This window comes from Paenibacillus sp. S02 (genome assembly GCF_019454065.1).
GTDB lineage: Bacteria > Bacillota > Bacilli > Paenibacillales > Paenibacillaceae > Paenibacillus > Paenibacillus polymyxa_B.
Genome location: NZ_CP073682.1, coordinates 5,209,836 through 5,235,919 on the forward strand (window position 1 = coordinate 5,209,836; position 26,084 = coordinate 5,235,919).

4 protein-coding genes are annotated in these 26,084 nt (G+C 56.9%); all 4 read right to left on the reverse strand.

Features of this window, described 5'->3' with window-relative positions:
• Positions 1–103 precede the first annotated feature (103 nt).
• Positions 104–18,907 (reverse strand): non-ribosomal peptide synthetase, encoded by an 18,804-nt coding sequence (locus KAI36_RS23300; RefSeq protein ID WP_220026153.1) that lies wholly within the window; start codon positions 18,905–18,907, stop codon positions 104–106.
• Between the two features lie 230 nt (positions 18,908–19,137).
• The gene (locus KAI36_RS23305; protein WP_028542659.1) at positions 19,138–20,871 is read right to left on the reverse strand and encodes an ABC transporter ATP-binding protein; all 1,734 of its coding nucleotides are present in this window, start codon (positions 20,869–20,871) and stop codon (positions 19,138–19,140) included.
• Positions 20,868–22,694, reverse strand: a complete 1,827-nt coding sequence (locus KAI36_RS23310; RefSeq protein WP_220026154.1) for an ABC transporter ATP-binding protein — start codon at positions 22,692–22,694, stop codon at positions 20,868–20,870. Before KAI36_RS23310 ends, KAI36_RS23305 begins: the two co-directional genes overlap by 4 nt.
• Positions 22,684–25,992, reverse strand: coding sequence for a non-ribosomal peptide synthetase (locus KAI36_RS23315; RefSeq protein ID WP_220026155.1), 3,309 nt, complete (start codon positions 25,990–25,992; stop codon positions 22,684–22,686). Before KAI36_RS23315 ends, KAI36_RS23310 begins: the two co-directional genes overlap by 11 nt.
• Between the last annotated feature and the right edge of the window lie 92 nt (positions 25,993–26,084).

The following is a 26,084-nucleotide window of genomic DNA, read 5'->3' on the forward strand; positions in this document are numbered from 1 at the left end:
CGTCAGATTCCTGTGGTGGATTTTTCCCTTTCATTTGGAAAAAAAACACCCGGCAGGATGCGTACCGAGAGAAATACGGCATACACCCAAGCCGGGTAAGGGATTAGAAAATAATATCAATGGCCTCTAGCACATCTTGCTCCTGTTCGGATTGCCCGTTCAGGGAAATATCCTTCAACAGCACCGAAGGCTGTTCGCAAATTTGGGTGATGATCACGAGCAGGTCCTGAGCGAAATTGTCGATCAGATTGAGCGTAAACAACTTGGTGGCATATTCAAACTGCCCGTTCATTCCCTCATCCAGCAACGAAATGACCAAGGTAAGATCAAATTGGGAAACGGTATGAGTTTCCGGATAAGATTCGATCTTGATATCCCCGAAGCTTTGAACGTTATCTTCCTTGGTTTCCAGAGCAAACATGACATCGAATACAGGATTGCGGCTTTGATCTCGCGGCGCCTGCAGCTTTTTCACAAGCTCCTCGAACGGATAATCCTGGTGGTCGTAGGCCCCCAGCATCGTTTCTTTGACTTCGTTCAAGTAAGCGAGGAACGTCTTCTCCCCGGACGGATAATGGCGAATCGCCAAAGTGTTGACAAACATTCCGATGAGCGGCTCCAGGTCGGCATGTGTGCGGCCCGAAACCGGCGTGCCTACAATGAAGTCTTCTTGTCCCGAGTACTTGCTGAGCAGGATTGAATAGGCCGCCAATAACACCATATAAAGGGTGGCACCGTTCTCATCGGCGATGCGCTGCAAGCTGTCGGTCATCTGCTTGTCGATGCTGAAAGGCAGCACATCTCCCTCAAAGCTGCGAGTGGCAGGTCTGACAAAGTCCGTAGGCAGTTCAAGCGTCGGCAGTTCGCCTTCCAGCACGTCCAGCCAGTAGGCTTCCTGACGTTTCAGCCGCTCTTTTACAGGTTCGGACTGCTGCCAAGCGGCGAATTCCTTGTATTGAATCCGAAGCGGTTCCAGAGTCTCGCCGTTATACAGGCGCAGCAGCTCTTCGACGAAGATGCCCATCGACATGCCATCCGTGACGATATGATGAATGTCCAGCATGAGCAGATGCCGTTCCGCTTCCCATTCGACTAAGCCCACACGCAGCAGCGGCGGCCGCTCCAAATCAAAGACGCGCACAAAGCCGTCTACGATGCTCTTCGTTTCACTTTCCGTCGCTTTCGTATACTCGACGGCAAACTTCAAGTCCGGATAAATCCGTTGTACCGGTTCGCCGTCGACCATTTCGAAGCCGGTTCGCAAAATTTCGTGACGAGCTATCAATCCTTTGAGCGCCGCCTCGAATTGATTCCGTTCCAAGCGCCCGACGAGAACCGTCATGCCGGACATGTTGTAGCTAAGCTCGGCGCCTTCCATCTGCTGCTGGATGTACAGCCGTTTTTGCACGGAGGAAAGCGGATAGTAATCCCTCTTATCCAGAACCGGAATGGAGAGGTGTTCCTGCCGCTCCAATTGGCCGATCGCTTCGGCCATCGCTTCGATGGTCGAGTGCCGGAACACATCGCGCAGCGGTAGGTCCACGTTCAGCTCCTTGTGCACCTTGCTGACCAGCGTCGTCGCCCGCAGGGAGTGCCCGCCGAGGTCGAAGAAGTTGTCCGTCACGCCAATCGTGACCGGCCCGAGCACGTCCTGCCAGATGGCGACCAGTTTCGCCTCCAGTTCGGTGCGCGGCGCCACGTATTCGCGGCCTGCGCTTGCTCCCCCTTCCGGCGCCGGCAGCGCCTTCCGGTCGATTTTCCCGTTCGGCGTCAGAGGCAGGCGCTCCAGCTCGACGAAGTACGACGGGATCATGTAACCCGGCAGCTCGCTGGAGATCGCCCGTTTCAGGTCTGCCGCCGTCAGTTCGCCATCCGTTGTGTAGTACGCGCACAGCGCTTTCTGCCCGTTCGCGTCACTTCGAACCAGCACCACCGCTTCGCGCACGCCTTCCACCCGCAGCAGCTGCGACTCGATCTCACCCGTCTCAATCCGGTACCCCCGGATTTTCGCCTGGTTGTCGATCCGGCCGATGAAGTCCACGTTCCCGTCCTCCATCCACCGCGCCAAGTCTCCCGTGCGGTACAGCCGCTCGCCCGCGGCGAACGGACTGTCTACGAACTTCTCTTCCGTCAGCTCCGGACGGTTCAAGTACCCGCGCGCCACTCCGACTCCGCCGATGACCAGCTCGCCCAGCACCCCGACCGGCACCGGGTTCAGATGCGCGTCCACGATGTAGAATTTCGCATTCAGCCACGCTTTGCCGATCGGCACATGGCCTGTCTGCGGCAGCTTCGTCAGCGGCTCGTCGTAGAAACTTGAGTCGATCGCCGCTTCCGTCACGCCGTAGGCGTTGATGATCCGGAACAACGAGCCGAAGCGTTCCTGCAAGGTCCGGTAATCCGCCACGCTGCAACTGTCCGAACTCGTGATCAACAGTTCCATCCCGCTCATATCCAGCCCCTGCTCATGCACGTAATCCAGGAACGGCACGATCAACGCCGGCGTCGATTCGAAGAGGGTGACCCGCTCCCGCTCCATCCAGTGGTGCAGACGAGACGGATCGATCCGGTCGTCCTTCGGCACAATCACCATCGTGCCTCCGTTGTACAGCGTCCGCGCGATATCTCCCACGAACACGTCGAACGAGAAGCTTGCGAGCTGCAGCAGCCGCACCGGGAACTGATCCAACCGGTATTCCCGCCGGTAGCCCGCCGCCGTGTTCACCAGGCTGCGGTGCTCGATCATCACGCCCTTCGGCTTGCCCGTCGTTCCCGACGTATAGATCACGTACGCCAGATCCTCCGGACGGGCTTCATGGAAGCTGTCGGTGCCAACATTCTGATGGCTCTCATCGCCGTCGTCCACAGCATCCGTCAGCTTGCCGGAGACCATGCCGGAGCCAATCGGCGCATTCGCCCGCTCCTCGCTGTACGACGCTTCATCGTCGAGGTACAGCACCGCCGCCAGCGCCAGCTCCTCTTCGCCGAGCCAGGCTTCGGCACGCTCTCGCAGCGGCGTTTGCGTCAGCAGTACCTTCGCTCCGCTGTCTTCAAGCATGAACCGCACGCGGTCCGCCGGATAATCCGGGTCGAGCGGCACATACGCCCCGCCCGCTTTCCAGACGGCCAGCACGGCCACCAGCAAGTCCACCGAACGCTCGGCGAGAATGCCGACGATCGTCTCCCGGCCAATGCCGCTTGCGCGCAGCGTAGCCGCCAAGCGGTTCGCCCGCTCGTTCAGCTCCGCATACGTCAGCCGGTCGTTCTCGTACACGACGGCCGCCGCTTCCGGCGTGCGCTCCGCCTGTTCCTCAAACAGCCGGTGGAACGCGGCCGCAGGAGCCGCTTCCGGCTGCGCCGGGTTAAATGCGCCGAGAATTTGCTCTTTTTCCGCCGGTGTCAAAATGCCCAGCTCGGCAATAGTCGCCGACGGGTTGCGGAGAATGGATTCAAGCAGCTGCAAGTAGTGAGCGGCTAATTTCTCCACCGTTTCGGTTTTATAAAGAGCAGTGGCGTATTCAAACAGATATTCCAAGCCTTCCTCGATCTCCGTGACGTCCAAGCTGAGATCGAATTTAGAAACAATTTCTTCGCTGGCATACGTCGACAAATGGAGTCCGGGAAGCTGGATTTCCAAATTCTCTGTATTCTGCAAAGCAAACATCGTATCGAACAGCGGATTGCGGCGTAAATCACGAGTCACGTTCACCTTATCCACCAGTTCCTCAAACGGATAATTCTGATGTTCAAAAGCGCCCAGCGTCGTCTCCTTGATTTCCTTCAAGTAGTCAAGGAACGTCTTACCGGCAGCCGGATAACTGCGGATGGCCAGGGTATTGACGAACATCCCGATCAGTGGCTGAACGTCGCTGTGATTTCTTCCCGCAATCGGCGTACCGACCACCACGTCTTCTTGCCCTGTATATTTCTGCAATAATATTGTATAACCAGCAAGCAGAACCATGTAAAGCGTTGCGCCGTTCTCGGCTGCAAGCCGTTTCAGACCCTCGCTTTTCTCGCTATGCATAAACAATTGCAGCGTGCGGCCCTCGTAGCTCTGCATAGCCGGGCGCGGATAGTCCGTCGGCAATTCCAAAACCGGTAGCTCTCCGCGGAACATGTCGAGCCAGTAGGCTTCCTGCTTGGCAAGCTGAGCTTTCTGCTCGTCCGATTGCTGCCATACCGCATAATCTTTGTACTGAATGCGGAGCGGCTCCAACTGCTTCCCGCTGTACAAGCGGACGAACTCTTCGATCAGTACGTCAATCGAAACGCCGTCAGATACGATATGATGCGTATCGAACATTAGAATGTGCCGGTCCGGCGCCAGTTCGGCAAGGCCTACCCGCAGAAGTGGCGGCTTCGCTAGATCAAACGGACGAACGAATTGGCGCACCGTTTCTTCCGCCTGCTCCCCGCTGATCTGCACATATTCCACCTGGAAGGCGGCTTCTTCGTAAATCCGCTGAACCGCTTCGCCTTTTACCATCTCAAAGCCGGTACGCAGCGTTTCATGACGAGCTACGAGCCCGCGAAACGCTTCTTCAAACCGCTGCCGGTCGAGCTCCCCTTCGAGCAGCATAGCTCCCGGTATGTTGTAGCTCAGCTCGGCTCCTTCCAGCTGGTTCAAGATATAGAGACGTTTCTGAGCGGAAGAGAGCGGATAATACTCGCTAGGTTCCGCAGCCGGAATAGCCGTGAACGAGCCGATCTCCAGCCGCTCCATAGCCGCGGCCATTTCCTCAACCGTCGAGTAGCGGAATACGTCGCGAAGCGGGAATTCAACGCCTAGCTCCTTATGCATTTTGCTGACAAGCGTCGTCGCCCGCAGGGAGTGTCCGCCGAGGTCGAAGAAGTTGTCCGTTACGCCTACCGCCTTCTCCCGAACAAGCACATCCTGCCAAATGGCGGCCAGCTTCGCCTCAAGTTCGGTGCGCGGCGCCACGTATTCGCGGCCTTCGCCTGCTCCCCCTTCCGGTGCCGGCAGCGCCTTCCGGTCGATCTTTCCGTTCGGCGTCAGAGGCAGGCGCTCCAGCTCCACGAAGTACGACGGGATCATGTACCCCGGCAGCTCGCTGGCAATCGCCCGCTTCAGGTCCGCCGCCGTCAAGCCTTCTTCCGCTGTATAATAAGCGCACAAAGCTTTCTGACCTTCTTGATCTTCCCTGACGACGACGACCGCTTCCTTCACGCCACCTACACTCAGCAGCTTCGCTTCGACTTCGCCCGTCTCAATCCGGTAGCCCCGGATTTTCGCCTGGTTGTCGATCCGTCCGATGAAGTCCACGTTCCCGTCCTCCATCCACCGCGCCAAGTCTCCCGTGCGGTACAGCCGCTCGCCCGCGGCGAACGGGCTGTCTACGAACTTCTCTTCTGTCAGCTCCGGACGGTTCAAGTACCCGCGCGCCACTCCGACTCCGCCGATGACCAGCTCGCCCAGCACCCCGACCGGCACCGGGTTCAGATGCGCGTCCACGATGTAGAATTTCGCATTCAGCCACGCTTTGCCGATCGGCACATGGCCTGTCTGCGGCAGCTTCGTCAGCGGCTCGTCGTAGAAACTTGAGTCGATCGCCGCTTCCGTCACGCCGTAGGCGTTGATGATCCGGAACAACGAGCCGAAGCGTTCCTGCAAGGTCCGGTAATCCGCCACGCTGCAACTGTCCGAACTCGTGATCAACAGTTCCATCCCGCTCATATCCAGCCCCTGCTCATGCACGTAATCCAGGAACGGCACGATCAACGCCGGCGTCGATTCGAAGAGGGTGACCCGCTCCCGCTCCATCCAGTGGTGCAGACGAGACGGATCGATCCGGTCGTCCTTCGGCACAATCACCATCGTGCCTCCGTTGTACAGCGTCCGCGCGATATCTCCCACGAACACGTCGAACGAGAAGCTTGCGAGCTGCAGCAGCCGCACCGGGAACTGATCCAACCGGTATTCCCGCCGGTAGCCCGCCGCCGTGTTCACCAGGCTGCGGTGCTCGATCATCACGCCCTTCGGCTTGCCCGTCGTTCCCGACGTATAGATCACGTACGCCAGATCCTCCGGACGGGCTTCATGGAAGCTGTCGGTGCCAACATTCTGATGGCTCTCATCGCCGTCGTCCACAGCATCCGTCAGCTTGCCGGAGACAATCGGCGCATTCGCCCGCTCCTCGCTGTACGACGCTTCGTCGTCCAGGTACAGCACCGCCGCCAGCTCCTCTTCGCCGAGCCAGGCTTCGGCGCGCTCTCGCAGCGGCGTTTGCGTCAGCAGCACCTTCGCTCCGCTGTCTTCGAGCATAAACCGCACGCGGTCTGCCGGATAATCCGGGTCAAGCGGCACATACGCCCCGCCCGCTTTCCAGACGGCCAGCACGGCCACCAGCAAGTCCACCGAACGCTCGGCGAGAATACCGACAATTGACTCCCGGCCGATGCCACTTGCGCGCAATGTAGCCGCCAAGCGATTCGCCCGCTCGTTCAGCTCTGCATACGTCAGCCGGTCGTTCTCGTACACGACGGCCGCCTCTTCCGGTGTGCGCTCCGCCTGTTCCTCGAACATCCGGTGGAATGCGACCGCAGGAGCCGCTTCCGGCTGCGCCGGGTTAAACGCGCCAAGAATTTGCTCTTTTTCCGCCGCCGTCAAAAGCTCCAACTGATTCACGCGCAAGTTCGGGTTAGCTGCAACCTGCTCCAGTGCCCAGGTAAAATGACTGTAGAGCTGCCTGATGTCATCCTCTCTGAACGTCAGCGCATTGTACGTAAACCGCAGCAAAATATGCTCTTCCGGAATGACAGTAATGTCCAAGTTGTAGTTCGTTTGCTCCGGCGACTGGATATTAGCGATTTTCAGCGCTTCTTTGTCTCCTCCGACGACCTGCTCAATTTGTTCTTCCATCGGATAATTTTCAAAGACCATGATGTGGTTGATCAAGTCACGCTTTTGCTCACTCAGCGACTGAATTTCGAACAGCGGGAACGTTTCGTAAGCTCTCGATGCCAGCGCTTGATCCTGGGTTTTTCTCAAGATAGCGGCTACCGTCTCCTCGGCTTTGCCTTGAATACGGACCGGGATCGTATTAATAAACAGGCCGATCATGCTTTCGATGCCCGGAATTTCCGCCGGACGCCCGGATACGACGGAGCCAAATACGACATCTTCGCTGTTGTTGTATACCTGCAGAACCAGTCCCCATACGGTCTGCATGAATGTATTAAGCGTCACCTGATGCTGGCGCGCCACCCGCTCGATTTGCCCGGTCAGTTCCTTGCTGAGTTCCACATCGATCTCAGCTGCTTCAAAAGGGCCCTGCTTCAGCCCTGTTTTCTCCCGAGGCAGCTTGGTCTGCTGATCGTAACCCGCCAAATACTCGGACCAGTAACGCAAAGCTTTCGCGGCATCTTGAGCTTCCAGCCATTCGATATACCGGGAGTACGAGGTAACCGGAGGAAGCTCCGGCGTCCGCTTCTCCTGGAACGCGAAGTAGGTGTCGAACACTTCCTTGATCATGAAGGACATGCACCAGCCGTCCATCAAAATGTGATGGTGACTCCAGATCACATGGTAGGACTCGTCGCCCGTGCGCAAGACGGTCACGCGCATAAGAGAGCCTCGGGCCAAATCGAACTTGTTCGCTTTATCCGCGCTGACGAAATCGACTATCGTCTTCTCCGGGTCTTCATCGCTTACCGAGCGAATATCTTCGAAGTACACTTCACACTTCCGCTCGCGGAATACCACTTGAATCGGCTCGTCTCTCCAGCCGGTAATAAAGTTGGTCCGCAGCGCCTCATTCCGCTGCACCAGCGTATCCAATCCTTGGGTGAAGGCTTCGACATTCAGGCTTCCGTGCAGATCGAAGGTCACCTGTTCGAAGTAAGCTTCCGAATCGGCATCCAGCAGGCTGTGGAACAACATCCCTTTTTGCAGCGGAGTCAGGGTGTATACATTCTCCAGTTCGCCGAGCGCCGCCGTATGTTCGGCCAGCCGCTCCAGTTCCTCCAACGTCACATCTTGAAGCAGTACGTCGCTAGGCGTAAGCTCCGGCCGCTCTTTCGATACGCAATGGCTGATGATATCACGCAAGCTCGAATGAAGCAGGGTGCCCAGGCGCTCTACCGTTTCCCGTTTATATTGGGTTTCCCCATAACGGATCGTGAGTTCCTGCACTCCTTCCGACACCATGCCGTTGATATCGAGGACATAATCCATCACTGCATTCGGGCTTGAATCGGAGCCCGGGCTGAACGGAGACGGCCTCGAGCCGCTGCTTTCGTAATCCTGGTCGAACTGACCCAAATAGTTAAAGCTGATCTCCGGCTCCAAAGCGAAGCGCTCACCGTCACGCGGCGCCGACGAATAACGCAGGATGCCGTAGCCGATTCCTTTGTTCGGAATGCAGCGCAAGCTTTCTTTAACCTGTTTCACCTGATGACCCAGCGCCTGGGCGTGACCCGGCTCCAGAACGACAGGGAATTGGCTTGTAAACCAGCCTACCGTGCGCGTAATGTCCACATCCGGCAAAAGTTCTTCCCGGCCGTGGCCTTCGAGATTCACCAGCACGCGTTCCCGGCCGCTCCAAGCTTGCACCGCGAGGCCAAGCGCGGCAAGCAGCAAATCGTTCATTTCCGTATGGTAAGCACGGTGTGCCTGCTTCAGCAGCTGTTCGGTTTCCTCCGCCGTCCAGCGAACGGTCACGAGCCCGCTGTCCTTCAGCTTGGATCTGCCTTGTTCAAAATCTTTCGGAAGCGGCTCATAGGTCAATTGCTCGATATGCTGCCAATACTCTCTCTCGCTTTCCAACGCTGGACCGTTCGCATAATCTGCGAGCTGTTTCGCCCACATTTGGAATGAATCCGTTTTGAGGGGCAGACGGATCTGCTGCCCTCGCAGCGCCTGCTCATAGCCGGCAGCAAAATCCTCAAGCAGAATCCGCCAGGATACGCCGTCTACGACCAAGTGGTGGATCGCGATCAGCAGATGATCTCCATCCGCACAGCGGAACAAGCCGAGCTTCAGCAAAGGCCCTGCCTGCAGGTCAATGCTGCGCTGAAGCTTGTTCGCCTTGGCTTCGATCGCCTGCGCGCAGTCCGTCATTCCGCGGAAATAGATCACTTCCAGGCTGTAGAGCTCGCCGTCGCTTTCCGCGATGCCCCGGTTCCATGCCGCATACCCGCTCTCGGTCCGGCGGAAGACGAGGCGCAGCGCATCGTGATGCTCGGCCAGCTTCCGCACGGCCTGACGAAGCGCCGCTTCGTCGTAGCCTTCCTCCCGGTACAGCATCACCGCCTGGTTAAAGTGGTGCGGCTCGGCGAACGACTGCTCGAAGAACCAGCGCTGAATCGGCGTCAGCCGCGTCTCTCCCGTAGCTGCCCCCTGATCGGCGCGTCTTAAGACCGGCTGGAGATACGGGCTTAATTCCGCTACGGTCGGATATTTGAACAAATGCTTGATTTCCAGCTTGTACCCGGCCTGATATAGCCTGGACGACACCTGGATCGATTTAATCGAATCCCCGCCGAGCTCGAAGAAATTGTCCATCACGCCGATCGGACGACCCGTTCCCAGCACCTTTTGCCACACCCCAACCAACGTCTGCTCCGCCGGCGTCCGGGGCGCCACATATTCCGTTCCCACGAGCACACTGCTTTCCGGTGCGGGCAGCACCTTACGGTCGAGCTTCCCGCTGTGTGTGAGGGGCATCCGCTCCAGCTGCACGAAGTAGGACGGAATCATGTACGTGGGCAGATCCTCCGCCAGCGCGCTTCGCAGCTCGCTCGCCGCAAGCGGCTTGTCCGCCACGAAGTACGCGCAGAGGTGCTTCTGACCGGCTTCGTCCTCTCTGGCGATGACAACCGCCTCTTGGACGGACGCCACTTTCAGGACCTGCGCCTCCACCTCGCCGAGCTCGATCCGGTACCCGCGGATTTTCACCTGATGGTCGATCCGGCCCATATACTCGATGTTGCCGTCCGGCAGCCATCTGGCCAGATCGCCCGTCCGGTACATCCGCCCGCCCGGCGTAAACGGACACTCTACGAATTTCTCCACGGTCAGTTCGGGACGGTTCAAGTAGCCTCTAGCCAGGCCTTCGCCCGCGATGCACAGCTCGCCCGGCACGCCGATCGGCTGCAGCGCTGTCGTCCCTTCCTTGACAATATACAGCCGGATGTTCGAGATTGGCTTGCCGATCGGCACCGATACATTCGTCTCTTCCGGTCCGCAATCGTAGTACGAGACATCGACCGTCGCTTCCGTAGGCCCATAAAGGTTGATCAGCTGCGCTTGATTCACGGATGACGCAATCCACTGCCAGAACCGGCTCACATGCGACGTCGCCAGCGCTTCCCCGCTTGCAAACACCCGTTTCAGCGAAGACAGCTTGTTCCCCAGATCTTCGCTCGGCTGACGCTCGACATATTCGAGGAAGGCGTGCAGCATCGACGGCACGAAGTGCATCGTGGTGACGGCTTGCCGTTCGATCGTGTCCAGAATCGTCTCGGGATTCTTCTCTCCGCCCGGCGGCAGCAAGCAAACTTTGGCCCCCGTCCAAGCCCACCAAAACAGCTCCCACACGGAAACGTCGAAGGTGATCGCCGTCTTTTGCAGAATCGTATCCCTGGAGTCGATCGGGTAAGCATTCTGCATCCACAGCAGCCGGTTGATCACCGGACGGTGCTCCACCATGACGCCCTTGGGCTTGCCAGTCGAGCCCGATGTGTAAATAACGTAGGCCAAGTGCTCCGGTCCGCTCGCCGGCTCCAGGTTCGAGCCGTCTTCGTCATACGCGGATGGATCGTTCAGATCGACGAGCGATAGACCGCCAAGCGGCTCAGTCCCGGCAAATGACGCGCTTTCCCTCAAATGGCTCTGAATCAGCAGCAGCCTAGCGCCCGAATCTTCGAGCATGTAGCGGATGCGCTCCTGCGGGAATTGCGGGTCGATCGGCACGTAGGCGCCCCCGGCCTTCAAGATCGCATAGATGCCGACGATCATCTCCAGCGAGCGCTCGGCCATGATCGCGATCGGCTGATCGGCCTGCACGCCAAGGGCACGCAAGGATCGCGCCAGCCGGTTCGCCCGCTCGTTCAGCTCCCGGTAAGTCAGGCGGCTGTCCTCATAGACGACGGCCACCTGCTCCGGCGTTCGCTCTGCCTGCTCCTCGAACAGCTCGTGGATCGTTCTCTCTCTCCACGACTCATCCGCTTCCAAACCTGTACCCTCTGCGGCGGGTTGCTTCGCCAGAGCCGAAGACGCCACGCCAAACCCGACCAGCAAATCATGCTTTTCCCTGTCCGTTAAGATATCCAAATCCGAAATCCGCGCACCCGGCTGAGCCAGGATCGACGCCAAAAGCTGCTCGTAATGACCCGCCAGCCGTACCATCGTTTCCTGTCTAAACAACGAGGTAGCGTACTCGATCTTGCAAACCAGCTCGTTATCGGCTTCCACGATATCAAAGCTAAGATCAAACTTTGCCGTCTTTTCCTCGATGTCGAACAGCGACCATTGCAAGCCTTCCAGAGTTAAATCCAAGCTTTCGTGCTTTTGCAAAGAAAACATGGTGTCAAACAGAGGATTTCGGCTTAAATCCCGGCTCACCTGAAGAGCTTCCACCAGCTCCTCGAACGGATAGTCCTGGTGCTCGTAGGCTCCAAGCGTCGTTTCCTTCACTTCCTGCAAGTAATCCAGGAACGTCCGCTCCGCCGCCGGACCCAAGCGAAGGGCCAGCGTATTGACGAACATGCCGATAATCGGCTGCAGGTCGGCGTGAGAACGGGCGGCAATCGGAGTGCCGACTACTATATCTTCCTGTCCCGCGTATTTATGAAGCAATACGGAGTACGCAGCCAGCAGAAGCATGTACAGCGTCGTCCCCGAATCGCCGGCAAGCCGTTTGAGAGCTTCGCTTTTCTCCGCATCCAGCGTAAACGTGAGCGTTTGACCATCAAACTGCTGGACAGCCGGGCGGGAGAAGTCGAGAGGCAGCTCAAGCACCGGAAGCTCGGAGCTGAATACCCCGCGCCAGTATTCCTCCTGCCGTTTGATGCGCTGGCGCTGCTCCTCGGATTGCTGCCAAACGGCGTAATCCTTGTATTGAATCCGCAGCTCCGGCAATTCTTCCCCATTGTATAGCCGCACAAATTCGCGCAGCAGCACGTCCATGGAAAGGCCGTCGGAACCAATATGATGAATATCCAGCGCGAGCAGGAATTTCTCTTTCTCCAGTTCGATCAGCAGGGCGCGCAGCAAAGGCGGCTGGGTCAAGTCAAAAGGCTGAATAAAGCCTTCAAGAATGGCCGCAACCTGATCTTCGCTTGCTTGAAGCTTCTCGACCTTGAAAGCTACGAGCGGATGAATACGCTGAACCGGCTCCCCATTCACGATTTCAAAACCGGTGCGCAGCATATCGTGCCGGGCCACCAAAGCAGTCAGCGCCTTTTCCACTTTGGTCTCGTTCAAAGCCCCTCCCAATTGCAAGGCGCTTGGGAGGTTGTAATTCAGCTCCGAGCTATCCAGCTGGTGCAGGACGTACAGCCTTTTCTGCGCAGAGGAAACCGGATAGTACGCTTTCTCTTCCGCTTTCGGAATCGAGCTGTGCCGCGTTTCTTCCAAGCTGGCAATAGCCCCGGCCATTGACTCTACCGTCGTATAGCGGAACACATCGCGCAACGGAAGTTCGACGTTCATTTCCTTCTGAATCTTGCTGACAAGGTTCGTCGCCCGCAAGGAGTGGCCTCCGAGCTCGAAGAAGTTGTCCAGGACTCCAATGCCGGAGTAGCCCAGCACTTCCTCCCAGATCTTCACAAGCTGGGACTCCGTCTGGTTACGCGGCGCTACGTATTCGACGCCCGTTTGTATGTCGCCTTGCGGCTCCGGCAGCGCTTTGCGGTCCACTTTGCCGTTGGTCGTCAGCGGCATGCGCTCCAGCTGCACGAAGTACGACGGGATCATGTACCCCGGAATTCCCTGGGCCAGCGAGGTTCTTATTTCGCTGACCGTCAGTGTCCGGTCCGCCACAAAGTAGGCGACAAGCGCCTTTTCGCCCCCGCCGTCCTGACGGGCGAGCACCACTGCTTCTTCCACGCCCTCGACGTTCAGAAGCCGCGTCTCGATTTCGTCCAGCTCGATCCGGTACCCACGGATTTTGACCTGGTGGTCGATCCGGCCCAGGTATTCGATGTTGCCGTCCGGCAGCCAAGCCGCCAAGTCGCCCGAGCGGTACAGCTTTTCCCCCTCTGCAAACGGGGAATCGACGAACTTCTCCGCCGTCAGATCCGGGCGGTTCAGGTATCCTCTCGCAAGGCCTTCTCCGGCCACGTACATTTCGCCCGCTACGCCGATCGGCACAGGGCGGCGGTTTTCATCCAGGACATACACCCTCAGCGTCGGGATCGGCTTGCCGATATTGCTCTTCGCCGCCTCCATTTCGACCCACGTGATTTCCTTATACGTAACGTGAACCGTCGTCTCGGTAATGCCGTACATATTGATCAGCTTCGTCTCCGGGTACTTCGTCTTGAACCCCTTGAGCAGCAGGGGACTCAGCGCTTCGCCCCCGAAGATGATGTTGCGAATCCGCAGATCGTACGGATGGTCCGCCAAGGCCTCACGCAGCAGCTGGTAGAAGTACGTTGGCGTCTGGTTCAAAATCGTGACCTGTTCGCGGTCCAGCAGCGCCAGGAACTCGGCCGGATTTTTCGCCGTGAGCGGTGGTACGATGACCAGCTTGCCTCCGTACAGCAGCGCTCCGTACATTTCCCAGACGGAGAAATCGAAGCAGAACGAGTGGAACAGCGTCCACGTGTCGGACGGTCCGAAGTCGAACAGGTTCTTGTCGTTGAACAGGAGGCGCACGACGTTCTTATGCTCGATCAGCGTTCCTTTCGGTCTGCCGGTCGTTCCCGACGTGTAGATGACATAAGCCAGGTTGCCCGGCCCGGAAAGCGGCTCCAGGTTCGCAGCGTCCAGCGCATCCCCGGCGTCGGCCCCTCTGTCGCCCCAAACGAAATCGTCCAATTCGAGGCGCGTTCCTGCGAAGTCGGTCTTCTCGTGCAGATGCTTTTGAATCAGCAATAACGGCGCACCCGAATCCTCGATCATGAAGCGGATGCGCTCCTCCGGGTAGTCGGGATCGACAGGCACGTATGCTCCGCCCGCTTTGAGAATCGCCAGAATGCCGACGACCATATCGAGCGAGCGTTCGGCCAGAATCGCTACCAGCTGGTCCGCTTCTAAACCCGCCTCCCGCAGCTTCCGCGCAAGGCGGTTGGATCGCTCGTTCAGCTCGCGGTAGGTCAGCTGCCGCTCGTTCATGACAGCGGCCACGTTGTCCGGGTAAAGCTCCGCCTGTTCTTCGAACAAGCCGTGAATCGTCTGCTGCCGCGGGTAGTCCGCCTCCAAACTGTTGAAACCGCTCACCAGCTCGCGGATTTCCTCCTCCGTGAGCATTTCCAGCGAGGCAATATCCCCGTCCGGCGCTGCTGCGATGGTTTCGAGCAGCTTGTCATAATGTCTGGCGAACCGCTCCGCGGTCTCCTGTTTATACAAAGCCGTAGCGTAATCCAACCGGCATTCGAGCTGACCGTCCAGCTCCGAAATGTCCAGGAGCAGCTCGAACTTGGTTGTTCGGTTTTCCAGCGGATAAAACGATTGCTCCAGCCCCTCGATAACAATTTGCTCGTTCTCCGTATTTTGCAGGGCGAAGAACGTATCAAAGAGCGGATTCCGGCCGGTCGCGCGCGGAATGTGAAGACTTTCCACCAAGTCTTCGAACAAATAATTTTGGTGTTCGAAGGCCCCGAGCGTGATGTCCTTGATTTCTTCCAGGTACGAAAGGTACGTCTTGGAACGCTCCGGACGGCTGCGAATGGCCAGCGTGTTGACAAACATCCCCACGATCGTCTGCACTTCTTCCTGCGTTCTTCCGGCAATCGGCATTCCGACGATCAGATCTTCCTGACCCGAATATTTATGCATAAGGATGGAGTAAGCCGACAGCAGCACCATGTACAGGGTCGTCCCCGTCCGTGCCGCCAGCTCTTTCAGCTTCTCTGTCCGCTCTTTCCCGATATAAAACTTCACGGTCCGGCCGTCAAAGCTTTGCACCGCAGGCCGCGGGAAGTCCGTCGGCAGCTCCAAGACCGGCAGCTCGCCCGACAGCTGTTCCAGCCAGTACTCCTTCTGCGGCTGGAGCAGCTGCCCATAAGCTTCGGAATGCTGCCAAACGGCATAATCTTTGTATTGAATGCGCAGCGCGGCCAGCTCCTCGCCCCGATACAGGCGGCTGAACTCGTCGAAGAGCAGCGCTGTCGAAATGCCGTCCGAGACGATATGGTGCATATCGAACAGCAGAATGTGGCGATCCTCGGCGACCTCGATCAGGCCGATACGGAGAAGTGGCGGCTTGGTCACATCAAACGGGTGATAGTAAGCTTCCACCACTTGGTCCACTTCCTGCTCGCTCGCCTGGAAATAATCGACAGCAAAATCCACCTCGTCATAGATGCGCTGGACAAGCTCGCCTTGAACCTGCTCGATCCCGGTACGCAGCGTCTCATGGCGCTGAATCAGCGCCCGGAATGCGTGCTCGACGCGCGTGCGGTCCAGCTTGCCTTCGAGAAGAAGCGCCGCCGACATATTGTAGCTGCGCTCGGCCCCGTCAAGCTGGCGCAGGACGTACAGACGCTTTTGCTCGGATGAAACCGGATAGTACTCGGCCTCAGCCGCCCTTGTAATCTCATACGTCTCCTGCTGCCTTAAACCGCCGATTCTTTGAGCCAGCTGTTCGATCGTGGTGTAGCGGAAAACTTCCCGCAGTGGAACCTCGACTTGCAGCTCTTTCCGAATCTTGGAAACCAGCGTGGAGGCCCGCAAGGAATGACCACCCAAGTCAAAGAAATCGTCTTGGACTCCAACTCGCGTAATACCCAGCACCTGCTGCCAAATGAGCGCAAGTCTTGTTTCCAGCGTTGTGCGTGGAGCCACATACTCACGGCCTGCTTCTACCTCTCCGGTCGGTTCAGGCAGCGCTTTACGGTCAATTTTGCCGTTCGGCGTGAGTGGAAGCTTATCAAGAGACACCAGCCGGGCCGGGACCATGTGGGTCGGCAACTCTTGCTTCAATTGGGACAGCAGATCGCTCAACTGCAAGGAAGCATCCGCCGCCACGTAGCCGCACAAATACTTTTGCCCCTGCTCATCCGTACGGTCGGTCACCACAGCCTGCTTGACGCCTGGGAAACGCAGCAGGGCCGTTTCAATTTCGCCCAGTTCGATACGGAACCCGCGAATTTTCACCTGATAGTCGATCCGGCCGATGAAGTCGACGTTGCCGTCTTCCAGCCAGCGGGCCAAATCGCCTGTCCGATACAGACGTTCGCCCGGCACAAACGGGCTGTCCACGAACTTCTCAGCGGTTAGGTCCGGACGGTTCCAGTACCCGCGCGCCACCCCGGCGCCGCCGATGACAAGCTCGCCCGGAACCCCTACAGGAACCGGCTTTAACGCGGCATCGACAATGTAAAACCGGGCGTTCAGCCAAGCTTTGCCGATCGGTACATGACCCGACGACGGCAGCTTATCCAGCGGCTCATCGCAAAAGCTGCTGTCAATGGCCGCTTCGGTAACGCCATAGCTGTTGATGATGCGGAATTGTCCGCCGAATCTTTTCTGCAACAATCGGTAATCGGTGACACTGCATGCATCCGAACTGGTAATCAGCAACTGCATGGAGCTAACGTCCAGCCCTTCTTCATAAATATGCTGCATGAACGGCAGGATGAGTGCAGGCGTCGATTCGAATACCGTAATGTTTTGGTCCCGAATCCAGCCGTATAAGAGGTTCGGATCAAGCCGGTCATCCTTCGGCACAATCACCATCGTGCCTCCGTTATACAGCGTCCGCGCGATGTCTCCGACGAACACGTCAAACGAGAAGCTGGCCAGTTGCAGCAGCCGCACCGGAAACTGATTCAACCGGTACTCGCGACGGTACGCATCCGCCGTATTCACGAGACTACCGTGCTCGATCATGACGCCTTTCGGGCGTCCCGTCGTACCCGAGGTGTAAATCACATAAGCCAAGTCTTGCGGGGCGCTACCGACAGATTCAAATTCCACGGCTGAGGCATCCCCGTTATAAATCTGTTCATCGTCCATGGCGTAGACAGCTTGAAGCTTCAGCCGGTCATCGGCCAACCAACCTCCGGCCCGCTCCAACAGATGACGCTGCGTAAGCAGCACCGATGCATCGCTATCGCTGAGCATGTACTCAATCCGCTCCGCCGGATAATCGGGGTCCAGCGGTACATAGGCTCCGCCGGCTTTCCAAACGGCGAGCACCCCGATCAGCAGTTCCACCGAACGCTCCGCCCAGATCCCCGTAATCGTCTCCCTTCCCACGCCCTGTTCGCGAAGGAGAGAAGCCAGCCGCTCGGCGCGTTCGTTCAATTCGCCGTAGGTCAGCTGTTTGTCCATATAGACGACTGCCGGATGATCCGGAATTTCCCGGGCAAACTTTTCAACATACCGATGAAACGCTTCTCCCTCGCTCAGCCCTGCCACCGGCGGGTTAAAAACGTTGAGAATGCGGTGTCTCTCCTCATCGCTCAGCAAAGAAATATCGCGTACCGGCAGTTCAGGATTCTGAAGAAACTGGTCCAGAACGGTTACATACTGTTCCATAATCCGATCAATCTCGGCTGTCTCGAACAGGCCGGTACGATAGGAAGCATGGAGAATTACATGGCCTTCATTCAGCATATGGTCGAAGCGCAGCAGCAAATCGTCCATCTCGTGCCTAGCAAAGTGAGCCTCCAGACGTACCTTGATTTCTTCGTACTCCACGATTTTCAAAGGCAGATATTCCAGAGACGTGCGGAACAGCCCCGAAAGATCGTTGCGGCCGTGTTGTTCGCGTAAATCCTGGATCAATTGGTTATAAGGGTATTTCTGATACCGCAAATCCGCCGTATTTTCCTTGGAAACCGTTTGGATCAAGGAAAGCACGTGTCTGTCTGGATTCAGACGAGTCCGCGTAGCCACGGTGCTGACGAACATGCCGATCGTTTCTTTTTCCTTCTTGCTGGTGCGATTGGCGAAAACCGTGCCGACCGGAACATCGGTGCTGTCGGTCAGCTTGTACAATAAGGCGTACATGGCGGACAGAAATAACGTATATAAGCTGACCTGATATTGTTCGCTGAAGGCCAGAATGCTTTCATACCGGGAACCGTCCAAAGTGATGGCCAGTTTATTGGATTCGCTGCCGATCGAGAATTGCGGATACGATTTAATGCCGGTCGTTTCAGGCAAAGTGTTGTACTTCGTCAGCCAGTATTCCTTGCCCTTTTGATAACGCTGGGATTGCTCATATTCACGCTCCGCGGAAATATAATCCAGATAGGAAGGGGCCTGGTAACTGCTGGAGATGCCTTTGCGCAGTTCCAGGTATTTTTCCATCACCGCATGCAGCAAAGCATTGACGGACAAGCCGTCGGCGATAATATGATTTACCGTCAAATTGAGCCATACTTGGCCGTTCGCAAAATGGATAATCGTAAATTGGTAGAGGTGTTCGTCGAACACACTGGCTGGTTTTTCGCTTACTTCTTTCACCCAAGCATAGAATTGTTCGGTTGTGCCTATTTCGAGGCGGCTTATCCTAGCTTGGACATTCTCTGGCTCTTCGAACCACTGCGTTGGATTTTGCAAATCCCCGCTAATGTGGATTCGGAAAGCGTCATAGGTTTTGACGATCTCTGCCGCCGCTTGCTCCAGAAGCTGTGTGTCGATCTCACCCGTAATTTGGTAGGTCGCGGAAAGCATCGTGATGGACGTTCCCGGATTCATAATTTCCATGAACCATATTCGGCGCTGGGCTTGCGTTAATCCATATTGCTCGTTGGTATTCTCTCTCACATCGACACACTCCCGGTTTAGAGATTTTTTATAGATAGGCTTTGTACCTAGATGTCACTTAGTCACTCTTAGAAGAACCGCGCAGGCCATTCCCGGAACGGCTCCTTCGGACTCTTCCTCCTTTTTCGTGTCTACGTTTTCTGGTAACTACCGGTTATAAAGTCATACCTTGGATTACTAAAAGACTCTGTCGCATTCGCAAGCAGGAAGCCGCCCGCCGTAAAGCGGGTCTAGCCGTACAGCCGGGCGTAATAACCCCCGAGCGCCAGCAGGTCCTGATGGCGGCCCCTCTCGACGACCGTCCCTTGGTTCATGACGGTAATCAAATCCGCATGTTCCACGGTGCTGAGACGGTGGGCGATCAGAATGGTGGTGCGCCCCTTCATTAATACGTTCAGGGCCTGCTGTACCCAATGCTGGGATTCATTATCCAGCGCGGAAGTCGCCTCGTCCAGCAGCAGAATCGGGGCGTTTTTGAGAATCGCCCGGGCGATGGCAATTCGCTGCCTTTGTCCACCCGACAACGACGCTCCTCTCTCTCCCACCGGCGTTTTATACTGTTCAGGAAGTTCCTGAATGAAATGGTGAGCGTACGCCGCTTTGGCCGCTTCGATCACTTCTTCATCCGTTGCATCCGGGTTGCCGTAGCGGATGTTTTCCTCAATCGTGCCGGTAAACAAGAACGGCTCCTGCGGAACGTATGCAATCTGCCTGCGGATTTCGTCCAGCGTGTAATGGCCGAACGGTTTGCCTTGGAGCAGGATTTCTCCGCTGTCCACAGGATAAAAGCCGAGCAGCAGCTTGATCAGCGTACTTTTGCCGCTGCCGCTGGCCCCCACGATAGCGGCGACCTGGCCGGGAAACACCTGCATGGACATGTCGACAAGCACCTTTTTATCCGCCTGATAGGAAAATTCCACATCGCGAAACTCCACCGCAGCCTCCGACACGAGCTCGCTGTGAGGAGATCCCAAACGCTCCGGTTCCTCTTCCTCTCTTAGTACCTCTTGAATCCGGTGAGCGCCCGCGAGCGAATTTTGGATCATCGACAGAACCATCCCCAAGTTCAACAAGGCGTGCGTCAGATTCACTTGCAGAACAGCCAGGGCGGCGACGCTTCCCATTCCCATCAATCCGTAGGCATAAAGAAGACTGCCGATGACGATGATGCCGCAGAACGTGACGTAGCTGATAAAATGGTTCACCGCAGCCTGCATGCCGTTCTTCTGCGCCGTTTGCCGAAGCGTCTGCGTCATTTGTTCGTTCAACGCCTCGTACTGGCCGTAAATCGTGCGGATGCGGAACAGCTTCACCAATTGAATGCCGCCCATAAAATCTTTGAATTTTTCGGTCATTTTACCGAGCGTTTGTAAGCCTTGTTCGGACAAGACGCGAACATCCCGCGCAAATTTCAGGCTGACCACGGAGGACAGCAGCAGAATGACAAAGGATACGCCGGCAAAACGCCAATCGATCAACACCATGGAGACAATGGAGCCGATGCAAAAGACAACTTGAAGCAGCAAAACGAAGTAAACCTGCGAGAATGTAAACTCAACGGTCGTTACGTCGTTGTTCACTCGCGACAGCAAGTCCCCATGGTGCGTCTGCTCCAGAAATTTCGGCCGCACCCGGCACAGCTTGTCATAAAGACGTTCGCGGATATTCAGCACAGTCAGCTCGACACTGCGCTGGTATAAGTAAATGAACCAGGGAGAAACTATATTTTCCAGGAACAGGGACACGCCCAAAATAATAAAGGCTTCCACCATCAGGGACGTATCTCGGGACACGGAGAAATCAACCAAGTTTTGTACGACCAAGCTGAAGGCGATCAGGAACAATGTCTGGGAGAGCGCCGTCACGACCAGGCCAATAGCGTACTGGGTTTTGCGCTTGCCGTTCATAAACGTCAGCAAGTAGCAGAGTTCTTTCACTTGCGAGAGCCATCCGCCCTTTTTCAAGTGTACGCCACCTCCCTGCGTTCGGCAGACTTGGTAAATTCCTGGTAGTACGACTGGGCGTACAGTCCCTTCATCTCCAGCAATTGTTCATGAGTGCCCTTTTCCACAATATTTCCTTGTTCCATGACCCAAATTTCGTCGGCGTTTTGTACCGTAGAAAGCCGGTGGGCAATAACCATCGTCGTTCTCTGCTTCAGCAATATGTTAAGCGCTTCCTGAACCGCGCTTTCCGACTCCGGATCAAGAGCCGACGTTGGCTCGTCCAGCAGCAGAACGGGAGCATCCTTCAGAAAAGCCCGGGCCATTGCAATGCGCTGGCGCTGCCCGCCGGACAAAAAGCCTCCGCGCTCTCCGACATACGTCTGATAGCCGCCAGGAAGCTGCATAATGAAGGAATGCGCCTGAGCGGCTTTGGCGGCTTCGATAATCTCGTCCATCGACGCTTCTTCCCGCCCGTAGCCGATATTTTCGGCGATCGTGCCGCTAAACAAATATGAATCCTGGGTTACCACGGAAAAATACGACCGAAGCTGCTCCGGATCGGCGCCGTGGATCAGGCTGCCGAACACGCGGATTTCGCCCTGGTCCTCCGGAAGTGGATAAAAGCCGCATACAAGCTTAAACACCGTGCTCTTCCCTCCGCCGCTCGCTCCGACAAGCCCGATCGTCTTTCCTTCCGGCACTGAGAAGCTGACATTCCGCAGAATCGGGGAGTTCTCCTCATACCCGAAGGTTACGTTCTGAAACTCGATGGGGGCGGCGCTTGCTTTCGGAAGCGAACGGCCATTTTCCGTTTCGGTCGGCTGCTCGACGATTTCGGAGACCCTTCTCAGGGCACCGGACATTTCGAACGTCCGCGTGATGAGCTCGGGAATATGCTCCAGCGGCTCCAGACACAGATTCAGCAAGTACAGGAAGGCAATCAGCTCTCCCGCACCTAGCTGCCCGTTGTAGATCAAATAGCTTCCGTAACTGACGGCGAAAATGATCGGGCTGATCATCAGCGTGGAAAGCAGCGGGTTGACCCAGGCTTCCCGCTTTTTCACGGCCAGCTTTTTTTGGGCCGTCAATTGCAGCAGCACTTGGTAGGAGCGAGATAACATGCCGGATAGCAGGTAGCTTTTTACAATAGGCATACCCCCAAGCGTATCCTGGAGGTTGACGTTCATTCGGCCCATGTTCACCTGGGCTTCCTCCGTTAACCGCTCCAACTGCTTGCCGATCCATTGGGAAACCAGCAGCGCTAAGGGAAATAACAGCAGGCTGTACAACATCAGCTCCCATTGGAGGTAGATCAAATAAGCGAAACAGCCGATGAACAAAAGCGGATGATAAAACCACTGGGCGAAGTCCCGAACCATAAACTGCTGGATGAGCTGCAGATCGTTGTTGACCCGCGACAACACGTCGCCGGAATGCTGCTTTTCCAAATAGGAGACCGGGAGTTTGCCGATATGACGCATGACATGATTGCGGATATCCTGCACCGCAGAGGCGCTGCTTCGCTCCACGCCGAAGCTCATGAAAAACTTCGCCGGCACACCGATCAAGATGACCACAAAGACCGTGTACACGATTTGCAGAACGACTGGCCCCGCCCCCTTCTCGGCCTGGGTGGTCAGCTGCTCGATCAAACTTCCCGTCCATACCTCAATAACGGCGGCGGCAATCGCGGACAAGATACCGACGATCATCCAGCCTTTGTGACGGCTTACATAGGACATCAGCCAGCGGAACGCTTTCCAGGCGGCGTAAGCGGTTTGGCGCCTGGAAGGCGCCGCTGTGCCTTGTTCTAGAACAGACGGCTGCCGGTCAGCTTCCATGCAGTACCCCGGCCTCCGCTTCGATTTGCCGCTTGACTTGCTCTAAGATGTCCCGGATGACGACGGCCGTTTCTTCCACGCGCGCGAGTTCCAGCAATTCCTCGTGCGCGCCCTCCAGCCGGTAATCGGCGTAAGCTTGCGTCGTTGCCCCCCGCCAGGAAGGCAATTGGTACTTCAAGCGGAACGCTTCGCTGTCCTTCGCAATCAGTTCGTAAATCCGGGCCGGGATCGTGCCGGAATTAATAAGCTGCGCTTCGTACGCCAAGGTCGCTTTGACCTTCCGATGAACCCGCTCCCGCACGAGCGGGTTGCTCATTAATTCCTTCTCTTCTTCGTCGAAATCAGCAAGCATTTCTTCAAGCTCTTTCTCCGACGTTTCGGAAGGCGTCAGCGCGTCCTTAATCCACGAGTCCACCATGAGCACGTCCGTTACGGAATACCCTCTTTTCTCCATCGTTTTGGCTACCTCGAACGTCAGGTTGCCTCCGAAGCAGTAGCCGAGCAGCACGTAAGGTCCTTCCGGCTGGATGCGGACGATCTCGTCCACATAACGGTTCAGCATGGCCTTGTAATCGACGGCGTCGTCGATAAAATCAATGCCGTAGAGCACGAACCGGCCGTCGAGCCTGCTTGCGAGCTCTCGATAACCGATGCCGAAGCCGCTGCCCGGAGGGAAGCAGAACACGTTCAGATCTCCTGCTTTATTCAGCTTAATGAAGGAGTCTCCTCCTTTATCCAGGCCGAGATCCCCCTCTCCGAAAGCCATGGCTTCAACTGTTACATTATGGAATTGGCGGTTCAGCGGTATCTCAAATCCCGTTTCATCATAAACGGCTTGAACGAGCCTCATCAGACTTAACGAATTGCCACCCAACTCAAAAAAGTTATCCTTTACGCCGACCTGCGGAACGCCAAGCGTATCCTGCCAGACGCGGGCGATCTTCATTTCAAGCAGCGTTCTCGGCGCGACATATTCCGCTCCTCCGACCGCGGCTTCCTCCGGCGCGGGCAGCGCTTTGCGGTCGATTTTCCCGTTCGGGGTCAGCGGCATCCCCGAAAGCTGCACGAGGTACGAAGGAATCATATACCCCGGAAGCTGCTTGGCGAGCTCCTCCTTGAGTTCATGCGCCGCCAGCCTCGTTTCCGCGACATAGTAAGCGACAAGCTGCTTTTGGCCGTTCGCGTCGTCGCAGTCGAGCACCTTGGCTTCTTGCACGGCGGCGATCTTCAGCAGTTGCGTCTCGATTTCGTCCAGCTCGATCCGGTACCCGCGGATTTTGACCTGGTGGTCGATCCGTCCCAGGTATTCGATGTTGCCGTCCGGCAGCCAAGTCGCCAAGTCGCCCGAGCGGTACAGTTTCTCTCCCTCCGCAAACGGGGAATCGACGAACTTCTCCGCCGTCAGATCCGGACGGTTCAGGTATCCTCTCGCAAGCCCTTCCCCGGCCACGTATATTTCGCCCGCTACGCCGATCGGCACAGGGCGGTGGTTTTCATCCAGGACGTACACCCTCAGCGTCGGGATCGGCTTGCCGATATTGCTCTTCGCCGCCTCCATTTCGACCCACGTGATTTCCTTATACGTCACGTGAACCGTCGTCTCGGTAATGCCGTACATATTGATCAGCTTCGTCTCCGGGTACTTCGTTTTGAAGCCCTTGAGCAGCAGGGGACTCAGCGCTTCGCCCCCGAAGATGACGTTGCGAATCCGCAGATCGTACGGATGGTCCGCCAAGACCTTACGCAGCAGCTGGTAGAAGTACGTTGGCGTCTGGTTCAAAATCGTGACCTGTTCGCGGCCCAGCAGCGCCAGGAAATCGACCGGATTTTTCGCCGTGAGCGGCGGTACGATGACCAGCTTGCCTCCGTTCAGCAGCGCTCCGTACATTTCCCAGACGGAGAAATCGAAGCAGAACGAGTGGAACAGCGTCCACGTGTCGGACGGCCCGAAGTCGAACAGGTTCTTGTCGTTGAACAGGAGCCGCACGACGTTCTTATGCTCGATCAGCGTTCCTTTCGGTCTGCCGGTCGTTCCCGACGTGTAGATGACATATGCCAGGTTGACCGGCCCGGAAATCGGCTCCAGGTTCGAAGCGTCCAGCGCATCGGCGGAGTCCGCCCCTCTGTCGCCCCAAACGAAATCGTCCAATTCGAGGCGCGTTCCTGCGAAGTCGGTCTTCTCGTGCAGATGCTTTTGAATCAGCAATAACGGCGCGCCCGAATCCTCGATCATGAAGCGGATGCGCTCCTCCGGGTAGTCGGGATCGACAGGCACGTATGCTCCGCCCGCTTTGAGAATCGCCAGAATGCCGACAACCATATCGAGCGATCGTTCGGCCAGAATCGCTACCAGCTGGTCCGCTTCTACTCCCGTCTCCCGCAGCTTCCGCGCAAGGCGGTTGGATCGCTCGTTCAGCTCGCGGTAGGTCAACTGCCGCTCGTTCATGACGGCGGCCACGTTGTCCGGGTAAAGCTCCGCCTGTTCTTCGAACAAGCCGTAAATCGTTTTCCCCCGCTCGAACCCGGTTTCGGTGTCATTAAATCGCTTCAGCAGCGTCTCCCTCTCGTCTGGGGACAGCACATCGGCTTGTCCGAGCTCCAGATCCGGCTGAAATAAAAGCACGGACAGCAGCCGAACAAGATGGTCGGCCGCCTGTTCCACAAATGCCCGCTCGTACAACTGCCCGTCAAAGCTTATTTCCAGCTCGATGGAATGGTTTTGGCGGTCGAAGCGAAAAACCGTATCGGCCGCCACCCGGTTGCCCAGCGGTTCCGGATGAATCGGTGCAAAGGATGCGACGGTGTTGATGATTGGTAGGCCGTCCCCCGTATAGTCCAGATGGAGCGGCTCCACCATTTTCCGAAAAGGCAGGTGCTGATGCTCCAGCGCCTCGCCGATGGAGGCTTTGATGCCCCCGAGCAGCGTTTTCAGCGTAGTCTGGTGGCTTACGGACGTCTTGATTACCAAAATGTCCTGCGGCGGCGGAGTCCCGTCAGGGTCTGCGCTATAAGAAGGCATGCCCACCAGCACTTGGTCCCGCCCGGTATATCTGAACAGCAGGCTTTTTACTCCTGCCAAAACAATCATGTACAAAGCCAAATCCGAACCGTTGGCGAGGCAAATGATTCTCTCTGAGAGTTCGCTCGGCAGAGTACGGTGAAGCAAGCCCGGCTCGGCCGCAGCTTCCCCGTCGGCGGATAATTTGGAGGATTGACTGTAGGGAAGGAAGCTCAGGCTGTCATCGGCATCAAACTTGCCGCTCCAGTACCGTTCTTCCTTTTCAAACAAAGATTTCATTTGTACCTCCCCTAAAAATGAAGTGACCGCATGCCCTGGCGCAGGTCCGAAAAAGCTTGCTTTCGGCCTGCTCGTTTACGGGCTTGGACGTT